Here is a 22,219-nt window from a genome sequence, read left to right as displayed (position 1 = left end):
TCATTGTCGCGTGGCTAGACCCGGATGCGGATGATCTTGCGCATCCACAGCACGCCGAAGACCATCATGCATAGCGCGCCATATATGAAGTTGATGCCCGCGGGGTCCTCCCACAGGACCTTCATGAAGTCCGGGTTCACGATGTTGACCATTGCCGCCGTCGCGAACGGCAGACTGCCGAGAATCCACGCCGACAGCCGCCCCTCGGCCGACAACGTCCGGATCTCGCCATACAGCTTCAGGCGTGCGCGGATGATCGCGCTGATGTTGTCCAGCAGTTCGGCGAGATTGCCACCGGATTCGCGCTGGATCAGGACTGCGATCACGAAGTAGCTCAGGTCAGTGCTGTCGGTGCGTGAGGCAAGGTTCAGCAGCGCCGTCTGCTGCGGCACGCCGTAATTCATCTCGTCGAACAGAATGCGATACTCACCGCCGATCGGGTCCTTCATTTCTTCCGCGACCATCTTGATTGCCGTTGGAAACGCATGCCCTGCACGCATCGCCCGCCCCATCAGGTCGAGGGCCTCCGGCAACTGCCGTTCGAAGCGCTGCATGTGCTGGGTACGTGCTCGCAGCACATAAAATGTCGGTAGCGCGGCCAGTACGCCGCCGCCGACCAGGCCGACGAACATCGGCCGGTTCAGCAGCACCGGCAGCGCGAAGCCGAGCGCAGCGAGTGCCACGGTCCAGCCCAGGAACTGGGTGAGCGTCAGCGGCAGGCGAGATTGGATGATCATCCGATTCACGCCTTCCAGCTGCGTTATCGCCGAGAGCAGGCGGTCGCCCCGTGCCGAGCCCGTCGCGTTCTGCTCCTTATATAGCGATGCAGCGCGCGCGCCCTGCACGCCGGTCGAAACCTCTTCGAGACGTCGGTTGAGGCGCTTCACTTCCGCGCTGTGCGTCGAGGCCCACCACAGGTAGCCGCCTTCGAGGAAAAGCACGACCGCGATGAAGATCGCGAGCGCAAAGAGCAGGGTCAGGATGTCCATGTCGGCCTCACTCGAAGCGTCGCGTCGGGTCGAACATGTCCTCGGGCAAGCGGATGCCGAAGGAACGCAGGCGATCGGCGAAGTGCGGGCGCACGCCGGTTGCTGCGAACTGCCCTTGCACAACACCCGCCTCCGAGATGCCCTGCTGGCGGAAGGTGAAGATCTCCTGCATCGTGATCATGTCACCCTCCATGCCGGTGATCTCCTGGATGCTCATCAGCTTGCGCTTGCCGTCGGTCAGGCGGCTCGCCTGCACGATCACGCCGATCGCGCTGGCGATCTGGGCGCGCGCGACCTTTGGCGGCAGATTCGCGCCGGACATGCCGATCATGTTCTCCATGCGGCCCAGCGCATCACGCGGGGTGTTCGCATGCACCGTCGTCATCGAGCCCTCGTGGCCGGTATTCATCGCCTGCAGCACGTCGAAGGCCTCCGCGCCACGCGTCTCGCCGAGGATGATGCGATCCGGCCGCATGCGCAGCGCATTGCGTACGAGGGAGCGCTGCGTCACCTCACCCTTACCCTCGATGTTCGGCGGGCGGGTTTCGAGGCGCACCACGTGAGGCTGCTGCAGCTGCAGCTCGGCCGCATCCTCGATCGTGACGATGCGTTCATCCTCGGGAATGTTGTGCGACAGGATGTTCAGCAGCGTCGTTTTGCCGCTGCCGGTGCCGCCGGAGATCAGGATGTTTACCTTGGCGCGCACCAGCCCGGCGAGCAGTTCAGCCATTCCGGGGGTTAGTGCCTTGAACTCGATCAGCTTCTCGATCGTCAGCGGAATCGCCGCGAAGCGGCGAATCGACACCACCGGGCCGTCGAGCGCGAGCGGCGGGATGATCGCGTTCACCCGCGAACCGTCGGGCAGGCGCGCGTCAACCATCGGGCTCGATTCATCGACCCGCCGTCCGACCCGCGACACGATTTTGTCGATGATCTTCATCAGGTGCGCGTCGTCGCTGAAGGTGACGTTCGTGTGCTCGATCTTGCCGTGGCGTTCGACGTAGACCTGCTGGGAGCCGTTGATCAGAATGTCCGATACGGTCGGATCGGCGAGCAGCGGTTCGATCGGCCCCAACCCGAGCATCTCGTACTGGATGTCGCGCACCAGGTCGCGCCGTTCGTTCGCGTTGACGACGACGTTCTCTTCGGCGAGCAGGCGCTCGACCATCAGGCGCAATTCTTCGCGCAGCCGCTCGGGGGCGAGGTTCTCCATCGCCTCCAGGTCGATGCGTGACAGCAGCAATTGATGGATGCGCATCTTCAGGCTTTGGTAAGCCTTGCTGGCTCCGGTGTCGGGCGCGGCCTGCGGGCGCAGGGCGCCTTCCGGCGAGACTGATTCGAGGCGCTGACGCAGACTCATTTCATGTTCCCCTTCCGCATGTGGTCGCGCATCTTAATGAGTGGTGAACAGACGCGAGAGCCAGCCCTTGCCATTCCGTTCCGGCGCGGTGTCGAGCGACGCGGCGATCTCACGCAAGGCCTTCGTCACTGGACTGTTCTTTGCCAGCCGTGCAATCGGCTCGCCCTGATTCACCGATGCGGCGACCTCCTCGTAACAATTCGGCACCGCCTTGAAGACTTTCGAATTCACCGTGCGCTCCAGATCCTGCAAGCTGATCTCGGCATTTTTCTGATGACGATTGACGATCAGCCCTACCTTGGACATGGGGTATCCGAGGGACATCAGCACAGCGACGAGCCGCTTTGCCTCGCGGATGAACGGCAAGGTGAGTTGCACCACCGGAAAGATCATGTCTGCCATGTCAAATGGCTGCAGGCTTACCGCGTCCAGCGAGCGGCCGACGTCGACGATGACGAAGTCGTAATTCGCACGCGCGACCTTGAGGATCGCTTCGACGTGCTCGGCCTTCACGTCAGTCGCATGCGCCGGATCGTCCGGTGCCGCGAGCAGATGGAAGTTGGGCGCGACCTCGATCATTGCCGAGCCGAGGAACGCGGCGTCCAGTCGATGGATCTGCTGGCAGACCAATGCGAGATTGCTTGCCGGTTTCTGGTCGGTGACGTACATCGCGGCGTCGCCGAATTGCAGGTTCAGATCGATCAGCGCGACCCGCTTGCCGTGCGCCGCTGCCAGCACCCACGCGAGGTTGGTTGCGAGAAAAGTCGCGCCGCTGCCGCCCTTGCACGAGGTCATTGCGAGGATCTTGCCGTCGGCGGCAGGGCCGGCGACGACCCCGCGTTTGTGCGTGATGCGGGCTAGCGCCGCCTGGAGTGCTTCGGCTGAGGGGCCGGTCGGCAGGACTTCGCGGACGCCGGCACGGAAGGCCTGCAGCAGAAATTCCGAGGACGTATCCGAGGTGATGATGATGGGATCCACCTGCGGGTATCGGAGCGTCAACTGCTCGAGTGCTGCCAAGCCGCTCGGCTTGAAGGCATCGAGCACGACGATGTCGGGCACCGTGCCATTGATCGCACCGATCGGATCGCTGGACGTCGCATGGCCGACCGCGACGTCCATCGTCCTGCCTGCCTGAACCAGCGTCGCGCGCAGGCGCTCCGCGTTGTCATGGCTGTCGGAAAGAATCTTGATCTTCATTTCCACGTCCTCAGTTGCATACGTTTGCTGCGTCCGTCATTGACACACCGGATTGCTGACGTCATCTACCGAGCTCGCCAAGCTCTCGCGAGGTAGCGTGGTTGCGAAGGCGGGCAGATTCAGGGTGAGTGGGATGTACGGTATCAGCGTTGTCACCGCGACCGGCTGGATGCGGACGGTAACTTCATCGCAAGTTTCGACGCCACAGCCCTCAGGGGAATACAGAACCTGAATGGTGTCTCCAGATACCATCGGAAAGAGGCTGCTCATCTTTGCCCTGATTGCCGAATCGTTGACGTCGCATACGACCGCGATTCGCGCTCCGAGGCGGGTCGCCTCTGTCGCAGTGTTCCAGTAGAAAAGCACCCGCCCCATCTCCATTACGCCAATCAGCAGGCTGAAGAACAGTCCGGCCACGAGCGCGAACTCTACTGCGGCCACGCCCCGTTGGCTCCTGTTGCCGATCTTGAAGGGCATATTCTGTTTCATCACATCACCTGTCTCATCGTGACGCTGATGTCGCCAAACGTGATGTTCGTTGCGACAAATGGCACCAGCGAAACAAACTGGTAACCATCGATCGTCACCGTTACCAGGTTGATCGCCCCGCTACCGGTGGCCTGGTTCTGGTGCGTGCCAGGGTCGGTACTCTGGTCGTGTACCTGGACGTTTGACAAAGTTAGGCCGGGGGCAAGTGGGGTGCCGCTGCAAGTCCGGTTACCATGCACTGCGAGGCATCTGGCCGTACCCGACCCTTCGCCCGGTCCCTGTTGGGACAGGTAACGCGTGGCGTCGCGAACCGACTTTGCGAGCGTGTTGTAGTGGTATATCGCCCGCCCGAACTCGGTGATGCCAAAGGCCAAAAATATTAGCGGAATCATCACGAGGGCCAGTTCTACTGCGGCCACTCCACGTTGTTTGCGTCGGCATCTCATGGTTGATCCCTCACTGGACCAGTGCCGGCACTAGCGGCCCGATGCTGCCGGGGCCCCCGACCGAGCCCGCGGTGGCACAAGGGCTAGACGAATCGCTGGCGTCGCCGCGGTACTCGAGCCACACTTCCTCGCCTGCCGCGGGGCCGTTTTCGCCCGTCATCGGGTGGAGCATTAGGACGCAGGCATAACCAAGAATGGCGACCGTCTGTGGATTGGATACTTTCCATCCCTCGCAGTCGACGACGGGAACCACCACCGTCCGCCGATCCGCGCCGTAACTCTGATGTTCAAAGGCGGTGCTTGGCTTATAGCCCTGACCCAAGGATGGCCCCTGATAGGGAAGGTACTGCGATCGCGCAGATTTATAGTTGGGCAGGACGCCCGCCGACGTTCCGGCGTAGGCGTTGAACTTCTCAGGCCAGGAAAGCTGCGTATAGCTGATACCTGTCCAGTCTGGCGGTGCGGAGGTGACGGAGTCGCTGCCCTTGTAGATGCCGAAGCGCGTATTCCACGCTTTGCCGAGAGACGCAATGTTCCCCTGCTGGCCAACCTGGTTCCCCGGGCCCGGCGCTTCAAGCGTGCATTGGCCGGAACCTTTCAGGAGATTTGCAAGTTCACTTGCACCACCGCCGTCGCCGGGCGTGAAGTCGATCCAGTCAAAGCTCCCCGTCGCTGACTCCGTCAGTTTGCTTGTCACCCATTGACCAACGGTGAAGCCGTCGAACGGGGAGGTGGGGGGCACACCCGGGGGTTTGCACAGGCCGATCGGGATCGCGCAGTTGGTCTGGGCCTTGCTCAGGGTCGCCACCGCGTAAGCGGAAACGTTGTTAGCACCAATCCCCAAGACCTGCATGAACCATGGTGCGATCCCTTGGGCGCGTGCGATGCACATCACGAAACGCGAGTTTACATCGGCGCCTGGCATCGGCGTGTACGACTCATTTGGTGCCAGTGCGGTATAGAAGCGGACATCCCCGGGGGCAATCGTGACCGCGCTGCCCTGGAAATCGCGGGTATTCCGGGCAGCCACGGCCGTGCCCGCAGCCACCGCGTTTTCCAGATAGCTGCCGGTGCAGACGCTAGCCGAAGGGTCGCAAGTCAATTCGCGGGACGCCGCCAACGCACAGGCGTCAGCGGCGTTCTGCAGTTCGGTCTTGTTGACATACAGCCGCCCAAGGTCAAGCGCGAGGCCGGCGAACCCGACCAGAGCGACGAGCGACAGGGCGGTGATGATTGCAACCGCGCCGTGCTGCCGGGACTGTGTGCTGCAATCCATTGGCATCGTTATTCTCCCGGCGCTCAAACGCTCAGCGGCCTGAACCGCCGCCCACGCCGATGGTCAAGGCGTCGGGCTGGGGTTCTGGCTGCGTGAAGCTCTTGGCATACTCGCCCATTGCCCCTTGTGCGGCCTTGCCGTCGATTCCGGCGACCGGGTCGGCATTGCGCGATGCGGCCGGGGCGATGATCTGCTGCGCAGCGACAATCCTCGCCGCTTCGCCGAAACGGGCGTCCCAGTTGGGCGAGGTGGCGGCACAGCCGGTCAGGGCCACAATCACCGAGGCGCCGGTCAGTAGTGCAAACTTTTTCATGATCCGTCTCCTCACTTGGGTTCGAAGCCGCCACGGGTGGGTTCGGCTAGTCCGGACGTTGCTTCCACCTTCTCAGCAGGTGTGGGGCCATCGCCCTCGACCTTGCCGCGCCAGATCACGTCGGAGCGGCTCGGTTCGACGTAGTTGTCGGTCGGCAATACGAAGTCCGGGGGTAGCGGCTTTACCAGTCGCGGGGTGATGACGAACACGAGTTCCGAGCGGTCGGTCTGGAATTCCGTGCTGCGGAACAGCGCACCCAGCACCGGGATTTCGCCGAGGAATGGGAAGGCGCGGATGTTCGTGGTGGTGTTGTTCTTGATCAGGCCGCCGATCGCGAAGCTCTGGCCATCCAGGAGCTGGACCGTGGTGAAGGCCCGGCGCGTCGTGAAGGAAGGAAGGATCGCCAGTCCATTGACGCCCGGTGCGGTGATGCCGACCCCTTCACGATTCAATTCCGATACCTCGGGACGCACGGCAAGGTTGATCCGTCCGCCTTCGAGCACGGTCGGCGTGAACTTAACCGACACGCCGAATTCCTTTTCTTCAAGCGTGACCGTTCGTGTTCCGCCGTCGTTCTGCGACACCGGGATGAAGATCTTGCCGCCGGCGAGGAAGCTGCCTTCCTGGCCGCTGATTGCCATCACCGTGGGCTCCGCGAGAATCTTGACCAGACCGTCGCTCTTCAGTGCGTCGACGCCGATCAAGGTACTGTTCTTGCCGGAGATCAACGGCACGGTCGTCGCGTCGCCGCCTATCGTCGCGTTGCCGATAGGCGCGGTGAGCGCGCTGGTGCCGCTGCTGTTGCTGAGGGAGTCGACAATACCGCCGCCGACCCGGGCCCCTACCGTGCCGGAGACCTGTCCGCCGACGGCGCTCTTGCCGCCGAAAATGCCCGACAGGAAGCGGATCATGGTTCCGTCACCGGACGCATAGGCGCGGGTGAAGTCGATGCCGAAGCGATCGAGCACGGCTTTCGAGACCTCGGCGACTTTGACTTCAAGCATCACCTGCTGCGGCGCCCCGACCCTGAGCATGTTCAGAACCCGGATGTTGCGCCCGTTCTGGCCGCCGCCATCGCGGACATAGGCCGAGGCGATTTCGACGGCGCGATCAACTTTCGTCGCATCGCTCACGGTGCCGGTCAGGACCAAAGAGTCATAGGCGGAGCTCACCTTGATGCCGGTTTCGTCTGGCAGCAACGTCGCAATTGCCCCCTGGACTGAAGTCACATCCATCCCCACGGTCACGTCGAGCGCGGTGCAGCCGCCGGAGCGGTCGATCAATACAATGTTGGTTGAACCGACGGTCTTGCCAAGCAGATAGATCTCGTTCGGGCTGAGCAGCAGCACGTCGACTTGGGCGACGCCAGGGCGACCATCATCCTTTTTCGCCTGCTGCTGGGCGCCCTTGTCGTCCTTCGCGGCTTCAGTGCTCGGACGCGCGGCCTGGGCGTTTTCCGGGTTTCCCAGCAGGATGCGCGTGACCGGCGTCTGAGGCCGAATCACCGAGGACTTGCCAACGGGGATCGTCACCATTGGCGCGATTTCAACTCGCCCGCAGGGCGAACCGCCGGTGGCTGTTACGGCAACGGGTTTTCTCGCCGGCGGCGTGTTGGTCACCGCTGCGTGCGCTGCGCCGGATAGCATCAGCGCAATGATTGCCGGTGCGGCAAATCTCGCGAGCCTGCGACTGGACTTGTTCTTCTTCGTCGTCATGATGTCCCCTGCGATCCGAAATAGGTTGGAATGGGCTAGAAGCATTCATTGACCTTATTGACGCCGCGGATCACCTCGACGCAGACCTGTGTGCTGGGTGCCGACGCGGGGCGCGGTTTCGCGGCCGTGCGGCGCGGGGCCGCGGACTTGACCGGGGCCGGAGCAGGCGGCGCCTCGACCGACGTGCGCAACAGCATGGCCTTGGTGATGCCCGCCGTGGCAGTGGGGTTTGAGTCGATCTGGTTACGCAAGACCAGCGACAGATTGCCGACGCTACGCGCGAGGTCCAGCCGCTCTGCCTGCTCGGGGGTAACTTCCAGCGTGACGGCATTTACCACGCGCGGCTTGGTTTCGTCGCGGTTGGCCTCCTGGGCGACCGCGAGGACCAGGATGCGCTCGAGCACGATCTTCGAGATCATCTGATCCTGATTGTTACGGTTCGCCCCCGCCGCCTCGGTATTGACCATGATGTCTACATAGTTGCCGGGTAGCGTGAAGCCGGCGACGCCGACAACGTCATTGACGCGCACGGTGATCGCGCGCTTGCCGTCGGGTACGACTGCGGATAACCCGCCTTTTGTACCGACCGGGGCCAAGCGTGATTCGAGCACCGGCTCGCCCGGCTGGATACCGGTGATCGCGACGCGGCCGTCGAGTGCCGCGAGGTCGGTGAAGGCACCGGTGGGGATGCTGCCGGACGGCCAGTCCACGAGGCGAACCGCCTCCGGGATTATGCGGCCGCCAAGTTGCAGCTCAACCGCGGCCACGGCGATGCGGTTGGCGTTGCCGCCGGCTTTTTCCTGCAGCCAGCGTGTTCCGAGTACGACTGCGGCAAGGCCCGCGAGCATCGCGACTAAGAGAAAGACAAGACCTTTGGCCTTCATGTGAGTCCCCTTGTATCCCGACCGTCAGTGACCGCCTGTCGGTCCTGCAAATGCCCGCCGTGACGGGCGTTTCTGCGTTGCCGTCGGCGGTCGCAGAACCGACCGCCGACGCCTCCCTCCGAACCGCGGCCCTAGCGGGTCGCGAAGTAGTTGTGCCAAGCCCAGTGCAGTGCGTCCGGGGTCAGTCGTGCGGGTTCGCCGAGATAGCGGGCCAGGTCGGCAATCTGGTTCACCAGGTCGCGTGGGTAGCACGCCAGCAGCGGCTGTCCATGCACTGCGTGATAGTCGTTCAACAGCGTCTGAAATGCGCCTTCATCAAAAGGTACGCCCCGCTCTTCGCAAACGCGCGTGAATATGTTCCTGTATTCGTCCTCATTCATCGGTCCGATATGGATCTTGTAGCCGAGCCGGCGCAGGAACGCGGGGTCAGCGACCTCCGACGGCATCAGGTTGGTCGAGAACACCAGCACGACGTCGAAGGGCAGCGTGAATTTCGTGCCGCTGTGCAACGCGAGATAGTCGTGATGGCGGTCCATCGGCACGATCCAGCGGTTCATCAGCTGTTCCGGCGTGACCAGTTGCCGCCCTAGATCGTCGACGACGAACAGGCCGTTGTTGGCCTTGACATGCGGCGGGGCCTGATAGAAGCCAGTGCTGGCGTCATAGTCGAGGTCGAGCATGCGCATCGTGAGTTCGCCGCCGGTGATCGCTACCGGGCGGCGGCAGCGCACCCAGCGCAGGTCCGGGCGCATCAGGTTGTCGAGCACGGCGGGACGTTGGTCGTCCTCGACTGGTGAGTGGATCAGCGGGTCGAACACCTGGATGATCTCGCCGTCGACGAGGATCGCGTGCGGCACGGCGACGTCGCCATCGAGCAGCAGCGCGAGCCGCTCGGCGAGATAGGTCTTGCCGGCACCGGCCGGTCCGTACATGAACAGTGCTCGGCCCGAGCCCATCGCGGCGCCGAGCTGGTCGCGCACTTCCGGCTTGATGATCAGGCCGCGGAATGCTTCATTCACGTCCTCGCGGGTGACGCGCATCTTCGTTACCGACTGGCGTTCCACCTGAGCGACATAGGCCGTGAGACCGACCGGCGCGGCACCGGCGTACTTGCACCGGTTCAGGTATTCCGCCGCACGGATGCGGCCCGCGTCGGTGAGTTCGTAGAGGATGTCGCCGTCGGTTTCGCCACGCCGGATGACCTCGCACAGCCGCTCCGCGCGCATGAACGCGAGCAGGCTTTCGAGTACGGTCGCGGGCAGGCGCAGTTGCTGCGACAGCTCGGTGAGGCGCAGCTGGCCGCGCACGAACAGCAGCTTCGCCGCGAGTTCGACGAGGAACAGCAGTGGCAGGCCGGTTTCCTCGAGCGTGCGGGGCGCGCGCGGAAAACCGCTGACTTCGTCGAAGGGAATTACCTTGGCGGTGGAGGGCGCGTTCATGACAGGGCTCCGCAAAATCCATTCAGCTCAAGGCCCAGCCGCCCGAGCGGACCAGGATGAGCTGCAACAATGTGCCCGCGGCGATTGCTGCCGCGTAGGGCATGCGCCCGGCGGTCTGCTGCAGCGGCTCGAAGCGGGGACTCTCACCAACCGCGGCACGCACCGCGCTGGTGGTCAGAATAAAGCGCAGGTTCAGCGCGAGCTGGGCGAACGAGCGTTGCCACAGCGCCATGAACAGTGCGAGGACGCCACCCGCGGCAAAGGTCAGCACGACGACGCCGAAAGTCTGTAGCGGACCGAGAAAGGCGCCGACCATCATCATCAGCTTGACGTCGCCGGCGCCCATGGCGCGCAGCATGTAGAGGGGAAAAAGGGAAGCGAAACCGACGGCGATTCCGCCAAGGGCGGGAAGGAGGCCGATGGCCCGACCGGCAGGCTCGAGTATTCCTGCTCCCGGCGCAGCGATGACGTGATACGTCAAGGCGGATAGAAGACCGCCCAAGACAAGGAGGTTGGGGATTCGCCGGGTGCGGATGTCGGTGATCAGGGCCACTGCCAGAATCCCGAGCAAGCTTAGGAGGCCAATGCTCATTTGTTCGCTCTGGGCAAAAGACGGGTCAACCGGTTCGGGTGCATCCTGCTGCGGCCCGAACCGGTAGCCCGTAATGCGTCGCGGGTATTACACAGCGTTGAGTGCGGTCGCGATTTGCGTAAAGATTCCGGTAAGCGCTGTGCCGACGTTTCCAACGGAGACAATGATCACAACCGCGATCAGCGCCGCGATCAACCCGTATTCAATCGCCGTCACGCCTTCTTCGTCCCGAATAAACTGCTTCATCATTTCCAACATGGCCATCTCCTTCATTAAGAAAACGCCGGACCTCCCGGCTTACACCCGGAGCGGGAGGCCCGTTCCGGAAAACCTTGCGAGTCGCTTTAGGGCTCGCAGCAAATTTGCTCATCGCTCAGGACACTGCGTCTGCAAGTTTCTTAGCGACGTCGTCATAGAGTGCCTTGACGTTGTCACCGAGCAGACCGACCGAAGCCACGATTGCGCCAAAAATCAGAGCCGCCAGAAGCGCGTATTCGATTGAAGTTACGCCGTCCTCCTCGGACCAGAACGCGCTGAGCGTTTCGCTTATCTGCGCTGTTTTCATCGCGTTGTTCCGTCCTGTGCGTCTTGAGTTCAGATTAGGCATCTTCCGGGTTGGGAGCATCGGCAGTTGCGCCCAATCCGCATAGGTACATGTGACGGGACGTGGTCGGGACAGTTGTCATGGGGGAATGCGGTGCCCGCGTGCCCACTGTCGGCATCTGGGAAGTCCGAGCGCCGGGCGGAAGCAGGATGCGCGGATCGGAAAAAGACGGATGCGGACGGACAGACGGTTTTGCATGGCCAGGCGGGCGTCGGGACGCGTCACCGTTGAGAATGGGAGCGGCTGGTAGAGACTGTCACCAAAGCGAGAGGGTGATCCGTCCCTGTTCAGTCCGTCTCGATCACGTCGGCGGAATTCGTTGAGCGTCGTATCGCGGCGATCAGTTCGGTGCCTGAAGCGGTTTTCTGTATGAAGCCAGCGGCGCCGAGGTGCGCGGCGCGGTGGCGTGCGGCGGGATCGATCAAGCAGGTAAATACGATGATCGCCGCTCCGCAGGCGGATAGAAGGCCCGGAATCAGCGTGAGTCCATCCTCTCCGCCGAGATCGACATCCAGCACGATGACGTCGGGCTGTGCGCTGGATGCAAGGGCGAGTGCCTGCTGCCCAGTCATGGCACGGCCTGCAACGTGCATGCCAGGCCCCTCGCTCTCGATAAGCGCGGTGACGCCAGCGAGAATCGCCCGCTGATCATCGATCAGCAGCACTTCAATCGGACGGGCGAGGGTGAGGCAGGGCACGGTGTCGTGCTCCACGCATGCGGCGTAGGCCGCGGTAGGTTCAACATACCGTTTACCGGGTAGTTTCGCCCATAGGAGGACGCGCGCGGGCGGTCCATGACAAACCACCTGGATGGGGCGCCGGGCAGCGCCGGTCGGCTCAGTCGTCGGCGAAGATTTCGGCGAGGCTGGCGGCGTCGATTACGCGGTCGGTCCAGGAGAAGGGGTTGATCTTGCGGTACGCAGGCCGTGATCAGCGCGTCCGTCTGCGTTCGGGCTTCTTCGTCGCAACAGTCGTTAGTCCGCTTTGGAATGCGTTCAGGTAGCGCTCTGCTCGGGAGCTTCCGGCATCATCTCCCACTGATAGCGTGGCTCGCAGGAGTTGGCTGATTAGTTGCTGCCGTAGCCCGACGTCCGTCAGGATGACCGTTACGGCCTGCGTCGTGTGGGGCTGGCAGATTTGGGCAGCGTCCTTGCCCAGCAGCATGGCACCAGCGAGTTCTGGATCAAAATCGGCCGCCTGCATCAAGGCCGTCTCGGCATCGTACAACCGGTCGAGGTTCCCGGCATCGCAGTAGTTCCGCGCGATCAACAGGAAATCCGCTGCATCTTTGGTGGTTTCAAGATGACGGTCACGCCAGGCGATGAGCTTGAGTATCGCAAGGGCCGGCAGTGAGGCTACAGAAATGCAGACGTCGTCGGTCACCCCAACCATCATGGCCGACTGGCGAGCTTCGACGAACCCGGCGACGCTCATGAGGATCTCCATGCCCGGGGGCCACGCAATCGTTCCGTCAGTTGATTCGACGCCGCCAAACGGCAGCAGATCAAGGGGAATGCCGAAGGCGGCATCGTGTGCGTCGTAGATAAGCCGATGTGCGACTCCGGCCTTCTCGGAGAACACTCCGTCCCGTATCAAGTGGGTTTTCAGCGTGTCGAGCGTGGTCCAATCATCTATGTGGATTCCCAGATCGACATCGCGGGTAGCTCGGCCTGTGTGTCGGCCAAAGACGTGGAACAGGATCAGGTCGCGCGCCAATGCGCCACCGACGAAGTATTCGATGCTCAGTTCGCGCGTGGCGGCATCGACCCGACGCAGAATGTCGACAAGTAGGGGATCAACCGGGCGATCAGGCTGTACTGTCCGTTGTTGCGAGGTATTGGTCATGGATCAACTTCGCTGCTTCGACATTGCGCGGATCGGCGGTGGCCATCAGGTCGGCATAGATGACCAGTGAGGGGGCGACATCATCGGCTTGACGCGGGGTATCTGGAGTCCAAAATGCATCCAGGAGTTCGACTTCACCGTTAACATCGGGACGCAGTCGATTGGCAAGGATGAGCGCATCCGGCTTGCCTTGGAGGTAGATCGTGGCAGTCGCTGGCTTCAGGTAACCGGTAATCTTCGCTGCGGCAACTTCCCCACCCCAGTAGGCATTGTGCTGGCGGACATCCTGATGCTGCCACCAGTCGATCTTCGGTGCGGTGAATCGACGAGCGTTCAGCTTGGGTCTGAGCTTGATCGGATAGTGGGTTATCCACTCTTCCTGAAGGCGACGCGGGGTGAGTAGACGACGCGGACCGGGCTTTTCGGGGGCGAGATGGCCGCGGTGCTCCAGATCCATCAATATGTCACCCACAGTTCCAAGCGCTACCCGTGCGGCCTTGGCGATGTCGCGATATGGTGCATCTGCGAGCTTGGGGCGATTGAGCAACGCAAAGACGATCCGGAGTCCGGCAGGGGTCAAGGCGCGATAGGCCGGAGTGATACGCGTCTGGACAGGGCGGCGTTTGCCCGTGATGTAGATGAACAACCCGGGCGCTTCAATGTATGCGTTGCCAGCCTCGTCAATGAACGGGAGACGCAATTCCCGGCATTGTTGGGCGGTCACCGCGCTGATGTATGGGGCGACCAGAATGAGCGGATGCGGCGCATGTTCCCCCTTGGCTTTGATTGTCCCCAAGGTCTGAAAACGGTCGACCGCTTTGATCTCTGCGAGAAAGCGGACGGTACGATCTTCTACAAGGACATCGAGCATGACGTCGGCTCGAACTTGGTCGGCAGGTGCGGACCAAATTTTCGTGCGCAAGCCGGTTTCTGCTGCGAAGGCCTCGGTCGCTCGCTGAAGGATCTCGTCTTCCTTCAAGGGGGTGCCTCAATTCATGTCTGGTGGTTGGTTTTGTTCGTGTTACGTGAACATTTGTTGAATATGAACATCGCTCTCGTTCATGTTTTATTGTTCGATAAACGTGAACATTTGTCAAACTCGAACAAATGGGTGGCGGGTCAATTTACTGCGGAGCATGAGGTTATGGCCAGGCGCGAAAGCTTAGGTATCGCACTTTCCGCTCGCCTTAAATGTCTTCGATATCCTGTCGCGGGTTGGCGTCCGCGAGCAGGGCGGCGAGGCGGTGTCGGGCTGCGCCGTCAATGGTAGTCGTCCTCCCGCTGGTGCCGAACTGCGAGCACCAGCACGGAGTCGTCCTGTTCGTCGTAGCTGTATAGCGCCACATAGCCAGTTCGGCCGCGAGAGATGACCAATTCGCGCATCCCGTGGGGCATCGGGCGGCCGATACTCGGATGTTGGGACAGGATTTCCAGGGCGTTGAGGATAAGTTCGACGGTATCGGCGGCGATCTCTGGTGTGGTTCGCGCGACAAAATCGACCAGCCGTTCGAGGTCTTCTGCGGCCTCTGGCGCCAGCCACCAGTGCGTCATTCGCCGGATGCCTTGGTCTTGCTCCGCTTTGTGATGTCCTGCGGATCGGGCCGTTGCGCGGTTTCGCCGCGAACCCGGGTGCGCAGGTAGCGGGCGAAGGCTGCGCCATCGATGGCCATCCCGGTGGCTTCGACGCGTTGGCGTGCCTGCAGGGCCCGACTTACAAAGGCGCCTTCTGCCTCGGCACGATCGAGTTCATGGCCGATGGCCCGCAGCATCAGGGCGTGCGGCGTCACTCCCTCCCGTACGGCGACCTCGTGCAATCGTTGGCGCATGGCCTCGTCGAGTTTGACGGAGAGGTTCGGCATGCTGGTCTCCTGCGACGGTGTTGATGGTATTGATATCTTACTACCGAGGGTGGGAGTAAATCCACGTCAGCACCATGCGTTGGGGGCAATAGTCCGGGAGCCGGAATCTCGCGATCGTCAGTCTTCTCGAGGCTCGTAGCGTCGATTACACGGTCGCAGGGCGTCGAAGCGGTCGGCTGGTCGGTGAGTTTGGCGACCGGGAAGCAGATGCCGACCTCGCTGCCGAATACGCTGCTCCGGAAATGATCGGGCCGCCAACGCGACAGATTCCGGGCGTCCAACGCCCCCGGATGGGGTCAGAAGGTGATCGTCGCCTCGTTCGAGCACACTGCCGTGCCGGCTTCGCACACCTTGTAGGTGTAGCTGCCGCCACCGGTCCGATTAATCGGGTCGGTGTAGGCGCCGTCGTTCTGGGTGGTGGCGACGACGCTGCCGTTGCGCAGGACGTCCATCGAGTTCGTGGTCGCGCCCATCCATTGTAGATCCGCTTTCTGCTGGCCCTTGACCTTGTAGCCGGTCGCAGTGAGGGTGATGGTCGGGGGCGGCGGGGGCGGGTTGTCGGCGGTCAGGGCGAGGTGGGCGTTGACGCGGCCGTATCGCACCCAGGCGCGGAAATTCTGGCCGAGGGCGCCTTGTGGGTTGGCTGTGTTCTCGATATGGGCGCGGGCCTGGGTGTTCGTGATGTTGCCGTAGCGGGTGAGGACGAGCGCAGCGAGGCCGGCGACGTGGGGGGATGCCATCGAGGTGCCGGACAGCCAGTTGTAGCAGCCTTCCGGGTCATCCAGCGGGATGCCGCAGGCGACGTTGGGGTAGGCCGAGAGGATGTCGTGACCGGGGGCCGCGACGGACACCCATGACGAGCCGAAGCTCGAAAAATAGGCGAGGTTGTCGTGCCGGTCGGTGGCGGCGACGGAGATGACTTCGGGGAAGGCGGCGGGGTAGTGACGCGTCGAAGCGTAGTCGTTGCCGGCGGCCGCGACGAGGACGACGCCCTTGCTCCAGGCGTATTTGATGGCGTCGGCTTCGGCTTGCGAAGGGGAGTAGGGGTCGGGGTCGCTGCCGTAGCTCATGTTGGCGACGCGGTAGCCGTTGTCGGCCGCGTACATCAGACCGGCTATGGAGTCGGCGACGTCGCACATGCCGAGGAGGGGGAGATCTTCCGACGGCCACTCGTGGCACACCTTCAGCGATCCGACTTTCGCGTTCCAGCCGACGCCGGCCGTCCCTTTGCCGTTGTTGGTGTTCGCCGCGGCGATGCCGGCGACGTGGGTGCCGTGTCCGATGACGTCCGCGGTGGTGGTGCTGGCGGTGAAGTTCTTCTGTTCGACGCACTTGCCGAGTAGGTCGACATGCGTGCACTCGACCCCGCTGTCGAGGATCGCGATCTTGATGGTGTCGTTGCTGCGCGAGAGGACCCACGCTTCCGCTGCGTCGATGTCGGCGTCGAGCGTGCCGTTCACGTTGGCGCCCGATGCGGAATCGTAGAGGGGCTGGCCGGTGTTGTTGAGGCCCCATTGCAGTGGCAGGTAGTCGGTGCCCAGCCCGGGGGGCAGGGCCGGGTCCCGGCCTTCCGTGGGCAGAACCAGGGGGCGGTGGAAGTTCGGTTCGGCGTAGCGGACGTTCGGGTTGCGCTCGTAGAGTGCAGCGGTCGCTTCGACGGCGCCCGACGGGATCGACAGGAAATATACGCCGATGGCGTCGAAGCGCTTGAGCACCTGCGCGCCGGCTGCAGCGTGCGCCTGGGCGATCTGTGCGCCTGGAGTGCCAGGGCGGAACGCGACCAGCAATTGGTCGGGGGCGAAGCGGGGAGGGGGCGCGACGCCGGCAGGGAGACCGCCGGAGTGTGCCGGAGGCTGGGCGAACATCAGGCAGGCTGCGGCGAGCGGGCCGAGGAAAGTGGCGTGACGCATGGTTTCTCCTCCGGTGTGGCGGCAGGTGCGAAACGGACGGGGTGGACGGCACGACCCCGCGCGGTGTCTCGTGCGCGGGCCCCTTGTCAGGCGGTATTCAAATACAACCGTTCGCCCTGAGCTTGTCGAAGGGCATCGACAGGGCTTCGACAAGCTCAGCCCGAACGGTATTTAGTTTCCGGGCTAATAGGAGGGAGGCGGGGGCGGTTTCTGCGGCGGGCTATTGCGCGACGTTGCCGATGCCGCGTTCCTTGGCGTACAGGTACAGCTCGAGCCGGCCATGCACTTCCAGCTTGTGGTAGATGGCGGTCAGGTGGTTGCGCAGTGTGTGTTCGCTGATGCCGATGTCGTCGGCGATGACCAGGCTCTTCGCGCCCTTGTGGCGCACGACGGCGCCGACGACTTCGACTTCCTTCGGCGTGAGGCTGGCGATGCGGGCGTCGTCGGGGGCGGCGGCTTTCTTGTTGCCCGTGAGCATGTTCATGATGTCGCCGATGAGCGCGCGGTTCACCCACACGTCGCCTTCGTGCACTTTTTCGATCGCGCGCAGCAGGACGTCGACGGGTTCTTCCTTGCGCACGACGCCGCGGGCGCCGGCCATCACCGCGCGGCGATGGGCATCGAGGTCGCGGGCGCCGGTGAGGACGAGGACCTTCGCGCCGTAGGTCGAGAGCAGCTCGGCGAAGGAGTCGCTGGAATTGTGGCCGCCGAGGTCGAGGTCGATGACGATGACGTCGGCCTCGCGGCTTTCGGGGGATGCGAGGAGTTCGGCGATGCTGGTCGCGCTGCCGGCCAGTTGCATGCGTTGCGCCGCGCCGACGAGGCGTTCGAGGCCCCACAGCGTTGCGCGATGGTCATCGACGAGGAAAACACGGATTGGGCGTTCGGTGACTTCAATCATGATCGGTCGCCGCTCAGGTTGTTTTCGGGATCGAGATCATTAGAGCAGTGATGCCGTTCTGTTGAATGTCGACTACGACACATCCACTTACAGAATCTGCGCGTTCGACAACAGAGCGGGGTACGAAGGGTTCCGGAGGCGAGTTGATGTCGTGCGGGTTGCGGATCTCGACGGTGTAGTCATTGTCGTCCGCGCGGACGAGGATCTCCGCACGGGGGGCGGCAGTGTGGCGGCGGATGTTGGTGAGGGCCTCGCTGACCATCGGGAAGATCGCGGCGGCGAGCTTGCGCCGGATCGACAGGTTGCCTTCGCACTGCACCGACACGTCGATGCCGAACAGTTCGGTGAAGCGCTTGGCCTGTCGCTGCAAGGCGGGGCAGAGGGCGTCGTCACCGCCGGAGGCGCCGTTGCGCATGCCGCTCACGAGCTCGCGCAGGGTGTGCAGTTCGTCGAGCGCGACTTCCTGCAGGGCGAGGATGTCCGTGCGCAGCGGATTGTCCGCGCCGGCCTTGCGTGCGAGGGCTTCGATGCCGTATTTGAGGCCGAGATAGGGCTGGATCGCGTTGTCGTGGAGGTCGCGGCCGATGCGAGCACGCTCGGTGGCCATTGCTTCGTCGGCGAGGCGCTCCAGCAGGCCGGCGTTCTCGAGCACGGGGGCGAGCTGATCCATGACGCCGGCGAGGAGGTCGGCGTCGTGGGAGCGATAGCGGCGGTGCGCGGATTCGAGCACCAGGCGGCAGGGGTGGGGGCCGCGGCGGCAGATGGGGATCGCGATCATTGAGTGCGCATCGAGCGCTTCGGCGAGATCCTGAACGGCCTCCCGTGCCGCGTTCGTGGGCGTTTTGTTCACCAGGTCGAAGCCGCTGGTGTAACGCAGCGGCAAGCGGCCGAGGAGGTGGGCGTGGTGGTGCACGCTGACGACATCCGCGGGCAGGCGCACCAGCGCTTCGACGAGGGCAGTGCGCAGTTCGCCGTCGAGTTCGGCGAACCGGCCGTTGCGGTCGCAGCGGAACAGCCGCGCGTCGCCGCCCGGGAGCCAGATCAGCAGCAGGCCGAGATCGGCCGAGAAGTGCCGCGAGACGGCCCGCAGCAGGGTCTCGGCGACGCGCTTGACGCCGAGGCGCGGGTCGGCGGCGCCGAGCAGGCGGTCGGCGATGGACATCTGCTCGTTCATCTGCACGCCGGCGCGCGCGAGGCCGGCGACCAGCGGCCCCAGGACCAGGATCGACAAGGGCTGGAGGATGATTTCCGGCGAGAGTCTGCCGATGTTCATGTCGCGCAGGAGGAGTTCGCCGGCCGCCCCTGCAGCGGAGAACAGCGAGATGACGAGGCCGGGCACGAAGCCGAAGCTCAGCGCGGCGAAGAGCACCGGGAAAAGCAGGAGCAGCGTGTAGAGGCTGCTCTGCGTGCCGGCCAGCCACGCGAACAGGAGGATCCAGGTCGCGTCGACCCAGGAGGTCAGCATGGAGCGGATCGGGCGCATGCCGTGCAGTTCGACCCAGCATAGCCATCCCGCCCAGGCCGCGTAGCCGAGCACTGCGAGCATCATGGTCGGGCGGGTGGAGGCCGACAGCGATACCGCCTCGGTCGCGGCGACGATGGCGACCAGCACGCGGATGTTCGCGAGCACGCGCCGCAGCTCCGGGCTGTTGCCCGCGCGCGTGGTCGTTGGTGCTGCGCCAGCCTGCAGGTTCCTGTTGTCGTCCGTTCGAGGCATTGCGTCGTGTCTCCCTCGGGGGTCGCGCCTGTGGCGTCTTCGCGGAGCGACGGCTCCTGTACCCGCCGTTGAATGTAATAGGCATGGCTGTGCAGCATAAAGTTACAAAGTCACGGGAATCGGTGCGTACGCCGTACCGGGGAATCACGGCCCCGCGCCGACGTCAAAGACTGTGTGGCCGAAGAGCGGCCGGGAGACGAGCATGGACGCGACGCGTACCGAAACCGATTCGATGGGCCCCGTCGAGGTCGCGGCGGACCGCTACTGGGGGGCCCAGACCGAGCGTTCGCTCGCGCATTTTCCGATCGGCACCGACCGCTTCCGCTGGGGGAGGGCGATGATCCGGGCGCTGGGAATCCTGAAGAAAGCTGCGGCGCAGGCGAATGCCGAATTGGGCGAACTGGCGCCCGAGCTTGCCGAGCTGATCGGTCGTGCCGCCGACGAGGTCATCTCCGGCGAGCTGGATGAGCATTTCCCGCTGGTCGTGTTCCAGACCGGCTCAGGCACGCAGTCCAACATGAACGCCAACGAGGTGATTGCGAATCGTGCGATCGAACTGGCGGGCGGCACGATCGGCTCGAAGCGGCCGATCCATCCGAACGACCACGTCAATCGCGGTCAGTCTTCGAACGACACATTCCCGACCGCAATGCACATCGCGATCGTCGGCGAACTGCATGATCGCCTGCTGCCCGCCGTGCGGCGCCTGCGCGACACGCTGGCGGACAAAGCGAAGAGCAGCGAGGAGATCGTCAAGACCGGGCGCACCCATCTGCAGGATGCGACGCCGGTGACGCTCGGCCAGGAGATCGGCGCGTGGGTGGCGCAGATCGATTTCGGCCTCGGCGCGGTGACGGCGAGCCTGCCGGCGCTTTACGAACTGGCGATCGGCGGTACGGCCGTTGGCACCGGGCTCAATGCCCATCCGCGCTTCGGCGATTGCGCGGCGGCGCAGATCGCGCAGCTGACCGGCCATCCGTTCCGCAGCGCGCCGGACCGCTTCTTCGCGCTGGCGGCACACGATGCGCTGGTGCAGACCTCGGCCGCGCTGCGCACGCTGGCGGGCGGATTGATGAAGATGGCCAACGACGTGCGCTGGCTGGCGAGCGGGCCGCGCTGCGGCATCGGCGAGCTGCTGATTCCGGAGAACGAGCCGGGGTCGTCGATCATGCCGGGCAAGGTGAACCCGACGCAGTGCGAGGCGCTGACGATGGTGTGCGTGCAGGTGTTCGGTAATGACGCTGCCGTCGCGTTCGCGGGCACGCAGGGCAACTTCCAGCTCAACGTGTACAAGCCGGTGATGGCGCACAACGTGCTGGAGAGCATCGCGCTGCTGGCGGACGCCTGCGATGCCTTCGAGGCGCACTGCGCGCGCGGCCTGCGGCCCAATCTGCCGCGCATCCGCGAGAACCTGGAGAAGAATTTGATGCTGGTGACGGCGCTCAATCGCCACATCGGCTACGACCGCGCCGCGGAGATCGCGAAGAAGGCGCACCACGAGGGGCTGTCACTGCGCGAGGCGGCGCTGACGAGCGGGTATGTGCGCGCGGAAGAGTTCGACCTGTGGGTGGATCCGGAGGCGATGACGCGGCCGGGCGGGTGAGGGGCCGTGTGTGCGTTCCAGCCGTGAGTCGTTTCGTAGGGCGGGAGTAGCGCAGCGTATCCCGCCGCCCGGCGATTGAACGGTCTGCGGCGGTCTTTTTGCGGGGCGGACGAGTCGCAGGCGCGCTCCGCCTCATGTGCGTTGTCTGAACCGCTGCATGGCGGGATGCGCCTTCGGCTCCTCCCGCCCTACGGTCGGTATTGCCCGCGGTGCCTCAGGCGACCTTGTTGCGTGCCTTGGCGATGCGCCCCAAGGCTGCGCGTCCGCTGCCGATGTGGGCGCGCATCAGCCGTTCCGCGTCGTCCGCGCGGCGCGCCGTGAGGGCGGCGAGGATCTCGCGGTGTTCGGCGAGCGACTGCTCGAGGCGGCCTTCGCCGAACAGCGAGTGATGGCGCGACAGCTTGATCACGCGGCGCAGATCCTCGATCGCGTGCTGCAGCCAGCGGTTGTCCGCGATTTCCTGCAGCGCGAGGTGGAAGGCCTGGTTCGATTCGAAGAAGCCGTTGATGTCTTCCGCCGCTGCGGCCTTTTCCAGTTCGGCGTGGATCGCACGCAGGCGATCGAGGTCCGCGTCGGTGGCCTTTTGCGCCGTGGCCTGGGCGCACTGGCCTTCGAGGAGGGCCATCACGGCGAAGATCTCGTCGAGATCGCGCTCGGAGATCTCGGTGACGTAGCACCCGCGGCGCGGTTTCAGTGTGACGAGCCCTTCGGAGGCGAGCACCTTCAGCGCCTCGCGCAAGGGCGTGCGCGAGATGCCGTAGTTGTCGGCGAGCGCCTGCTCGTCGACCCAGGTGCCGGGCGCCAGTTCGTGCGAGAAGATGAGCTGGCGCAGCCGCTCGGCGACTTCCTGGTACAGCGCGAGCGGGGCGATGCGGGTGGCGATCATGGGTGCTGTTCGATGCGGGAAATGTTGCGAGCCGGATTGTCGTCGAAATTCCGGCTCGCCGACAGTTGCATTCATAATTATGGATAAAGTATTATTCGTGCGACGGTACAAGTCAACTTCCCATGTGCGGCGTAGGATTGGGAGCTTGCGCAAGCGGACGTCAAGTCCGGTGCGCAACGAGAGGGAGAGGGAAC

Annotated in this window: 24 protein-coding genes; 2 read left to right on the top strand and 22 right to left on the bottom strand. The window is 63.9% G+C overall.

Annotated features, from left to right (window positions below):
- Window positions 1–14: 14 nt before the first annotated feature.
- Genes AzCIB_RS20570 through AzCIB_RS20535 form a run of 8 tightly spaced genes read right to left on the bottom strand, consistent with a single transcriptional unit; the run spans window position 15 to window position 7,725 of the window.
- Window positions 15–989: a type II secretion system F family protein gene (locus tag AzCIB_RS20570; protein WP_050417604.1), complete on the bottom strand. Its 975-nt coding sequence runs from the start codon at window positions 987–989 to the stop codon at window positions 15–17.
- A gap of 7 nt (window positions 990–996) precedes the next feature.
- On the bottom strand, window positions 997–2,349 hold the full coding sequence (locus AzCIB_RS20565) for a TadA family conjugal transfer-associated ATPase (RefSeq protein WP_050417603.1): 1,353 nt from the start codon (window positions 2,347–2,349) through the stop codon (window positions 997–999).
- 33 nt (window positions 2,350–2,382) lie between these two features.
- Window positions 2,383–3,546, bottom strand: coding sequence for a CpaE/TadZ family protein (locus AzCIB_RS20560; protein WP_050417602.1), 1,164 nt, complete (start codon window positions 3,544–3,546; stop codon window positions 2,383–2,385).
- 36 nt (window positions 3,547–3,582) lie between these two features.
- Window positions 3,583–4,035, bottom strand: coding sequence for a TadE/TadG family type IV pilus assembly protein (locus tag AzCIB_RS20555; protein ID WP_050417601.1), 453 nt, complete (start codon window positions 4,033–4,035; stop codon window positions 3,583–3,585).
- A complete protein-coding gene (locus AzCIB_RS20550; protein ID WP_232299279.1) occupies window positions 4,035–4,454 on the bottom strand; it encodes a TadE family protein in 420 nt (139 codons plus the stop codon). Before AzCIB_RS20550 ends, AzCIB_RS20555 begins: the two co-directional genes overlap by 1 nt.
- Before the next feature lie 37 nt (window positions 4,455–4,491).
- Window positions 4,492–5,757, bottom strand: a complete 1,266-nt coding sequence (locus AzCIB_RS20545; protein ID WP_198149573.1) for a TadE/TadG family type IV pilus assembly protein — start codon at window positions 5,755–5,757, stop codon at window positions 4,492–4,494.
- 31 nt (window positions 5,758–5,788) lie between these two features.
- Window positions 5,789–6,070 (bottom strand): hypothetical protein, encoded by a 282-nt coding sequence (locus tag AzCIB_RS20540; protein ID WP_050417598.1) that lies wholly within the window; start codon window positions 6,068–6,070, stop codon window positions 5,789–5,791.
- 11 nt (window positions 6,071–6,081) lie between these two features.
- Window positions 6,082–7,725, bottom strand: a complete 1,644-nt coding sequence (locus AzCIB_RS20535) for a type II and III secretion system protein family protein (protein ID WP_502685654.1) — start codon at window positions 7,723–7,725, stop codon at window positions 6,082–6,084.
- Here AzCIB_RS20535 and AzCIB_RS25005 point away from each other — a divergent pair.
- Entirely contained in the window at window positions 7,643–7,837 is a 195-nt protein-coding gene (locus AzCIB_RS25005) for a hypothetical protein (RefSeq protein WP_353611525.1), read from the top strand. The two genes, AzCIB_RS20535 and AzCIB_RS25005, sit on opposite strands and share 83 nt — an antisense overlap.
- Here AzCIB_RS25005 and cpaB read toward each other — a convergent pair.
- The 13 genes from cpaB to AzCIB_RS20465 all read right to left on the bottom strand — a co-directional run bounded on the left by cpaB (window position 7,821) and on the right by AzCIB_RS20465 (window position 19,536).
- Window positions 7,821–8,669 (bottom strand): Flp pilus assembly protein CpaB, encoded by an 849-nt coding sequence (gene cpaB / locus AzCIB_RS20530; RefSeq protein ID WP_050417596.1) that lies wholly within the window; start codon window positions 8,667–8,669, stop codon window positions 7,821–7,823. The genes AzCIB_RS25005 and cpaB overlap by 17 nt on opposite strands.
- A gap of 131 nt (window positions 8,670–8,800) precedes the next feature.
- Window positions 8,801–10,108, bottom strand: a complete 1,308-nt coding sequence (locus tag AzCIB_RS20525; protein ID WP_050417595.1) for an ATP-binding protein — start codon at window positions 10,106–10,108, stop codon at window positions 8,801–8,803.
- 22 nt (window positions 10,109–10,130) lie between these two features.
- Entirely contained in the window at window positions 10,131–10,700 is a 570-nt protein-coding gene (locus tag AzCIB_RS20520) for an A24 family peptidase (RefSeq protein ID WP_050417594.1), read from the bottom strand.
- An 87-nt stretch (window positions 10,701–10,787) separates the two neighbouring features.
- Entirely contained in the window at window positions 10,788–10,958 is a 171-nt protein-coding gene (locus AzCIB_RS20515; RefSeq protein ID WP_198149572.1) for a Flp family type IVb pilin, read from the bottom strand.
- Window positions 10,959–11,073: 115 nt separating this feature from the next.
- A complete protein-coding gene (locus AzCIB_RS20510; RefSeq protein ID WP_050417592.1) occupies window positions 11,074–11,265 on the bottom strand; it encodes a Flp family type IVb pilin in 192 nt (63 codons plus the stop codon).
- Window positions 11,266–11,591: 326 nt separating this feature from the next.
- Window positions 11,592–12,002 carry a response regulator gene (locus tag AzCIB_RS20505; protein ID WP_157058626.1) on the bottom strand — a complete coding sequence of 137 codons (411 nt, stop codon included), beginning with the start codon at window positions 12,000–12,002 and terminating at the stop codon, window positions 11,592–11,594.
- Between the two features lie 232 nt (window positions 12,003–12,234).
- Window positions 12,235–13,149 (bottom strand): nucleotidyl transferase AbiEii/AbiGii toxin family protein, encoded by a 915-nt coding sequence (locus AzCIB_RS20500; RefSeq protein WP_083447082.1) that lies wholly within the window; start codon window positions 13,147–13,149, stop codon window positions 12,235–12,237.
- On the bottom strand, window positions 13,112–14,128 hold the full coding sequence (locus tag AzCIB_RS20490; RefSeq protein ID WP_050417588.1) for a type IV toxin-antitoxin system AbiEi family antitoxin: 1,017 nt from the start codon (window positions 14,126–14,128) through the stop codon (window positions 13,112–13,114). The genes AzCIB_RS20500 and AzCIB_RS20490 overlap by 38 nt, the downstream gene beginning before the upstream one ends.
- A gap of 281 nt (window positions 14,129–14,409) precedes the next feature.
- Window positions 14,410–14,700 (bottom strand): type II toxin-antitoxin system RelE/ParE family toxin, encoded by a 291-nt coding sequence (locus AzCIB_RS20485; protein WP_050417587.1) that lies wholly within the window; start codon window positions 14,698–14,700, stop codon window positions 14,410–14,412.
- Complete coding sequence (locus AzCIB_RS20480) at window positions 14,697–15,008, bottom strand: CopG family ribbon-helix-helix protein (protein WP_050417586.1); 312 nt, start codon at window positions 15,006–15,008, stop codon at window positions 14,697–14,699. Before AzCIB_RS20480 ends, AzCIB_RS20485 begins: the two co-directional genes overlap by 4 nt.
- Before the next feature lie 296 nt (window positions 15,009–15,304).
- Window positions 15,305–16,918 (bottom strand): S8 family peptidase, encoded by a 1,614-nt coding sequence (locus tag AzCIB_RS20475; RefSeq protein WP_050417585.1) that lies wholly within the window; start codon window positions 16,916–16,918, stop codon window positions 15,305–15,307.
- Between the two features lie 220 nt (window positions 16,919–17,138).
- Complete coding sequence (locus AzCIB_RS20470) at window positions 17,139–17,819, bottom strand: response regulator transcription factor (RefSeq protein ID WP_050417584.1); 681 nt, start codon at window positions 17,817–17,819, stop codon at window positions 17,139–17,141.
- A gap of 13 nt (window positions 17,820–17,832) precedes the next feature.
- Entirely contained in the window at window positions 17,833–19,536 is a 1,704-nt protein-coding gene (locus AzCIB_RS20465; RefSeq protein WP_050417583.1) for a sensor histidine kinase, read from the bottom strand.
- Window positions 19,537–19,738: 202 nt separating this feature from the next.
- Here AzCIB_RS20465 and fumC point away from each other — a divergent pair, with 202 nt between their 5' ends.
- On the top strand, window positions 19,739–21,139 hold the full coding sequence (fumC, locus tag AzCIB_RS20460; protein WP_050417582.1) for a class II fumarate hydratase: 1,401 nt from the start codon (window positions 19,739–19,741) through the stop codon (window positions 21,137–21,139).
- A gap of 214 nt (window positions 21,140–21,353) precedes the next feature.
- On the opposite strand, the gene AzCIB_RS20455 is transcribed toward fumC, so the two are convergent.
- Window positions 21,354–22,025, bottom strand: a complete 672-nt coding sequence (locus AzCIB_RS20455) for a GntR family transcriptional regulator (protein WP_050417581.1) — start codon at window positions 22,023–22,025, stop codon at window positions 21,354–21,356.
- Between the last annotated feature and the right edge of the window lie 194 nt (window positions 22,026–22,219).

The organism is Azoarcus sp. CIB (assembly GCF_001190925.1).
In the GTDB taxonomy this organism is placed as follows: Bacteria; Pseudomonadota; Gammaproteobacteria; order Burkholderiales; family Rhodocyclaceae; genus Aromatoleum.
Note: the sequence above shows the minus strand (reverse complement) of the source record. Positions and strands in the feature narration are given on the sequence as shown.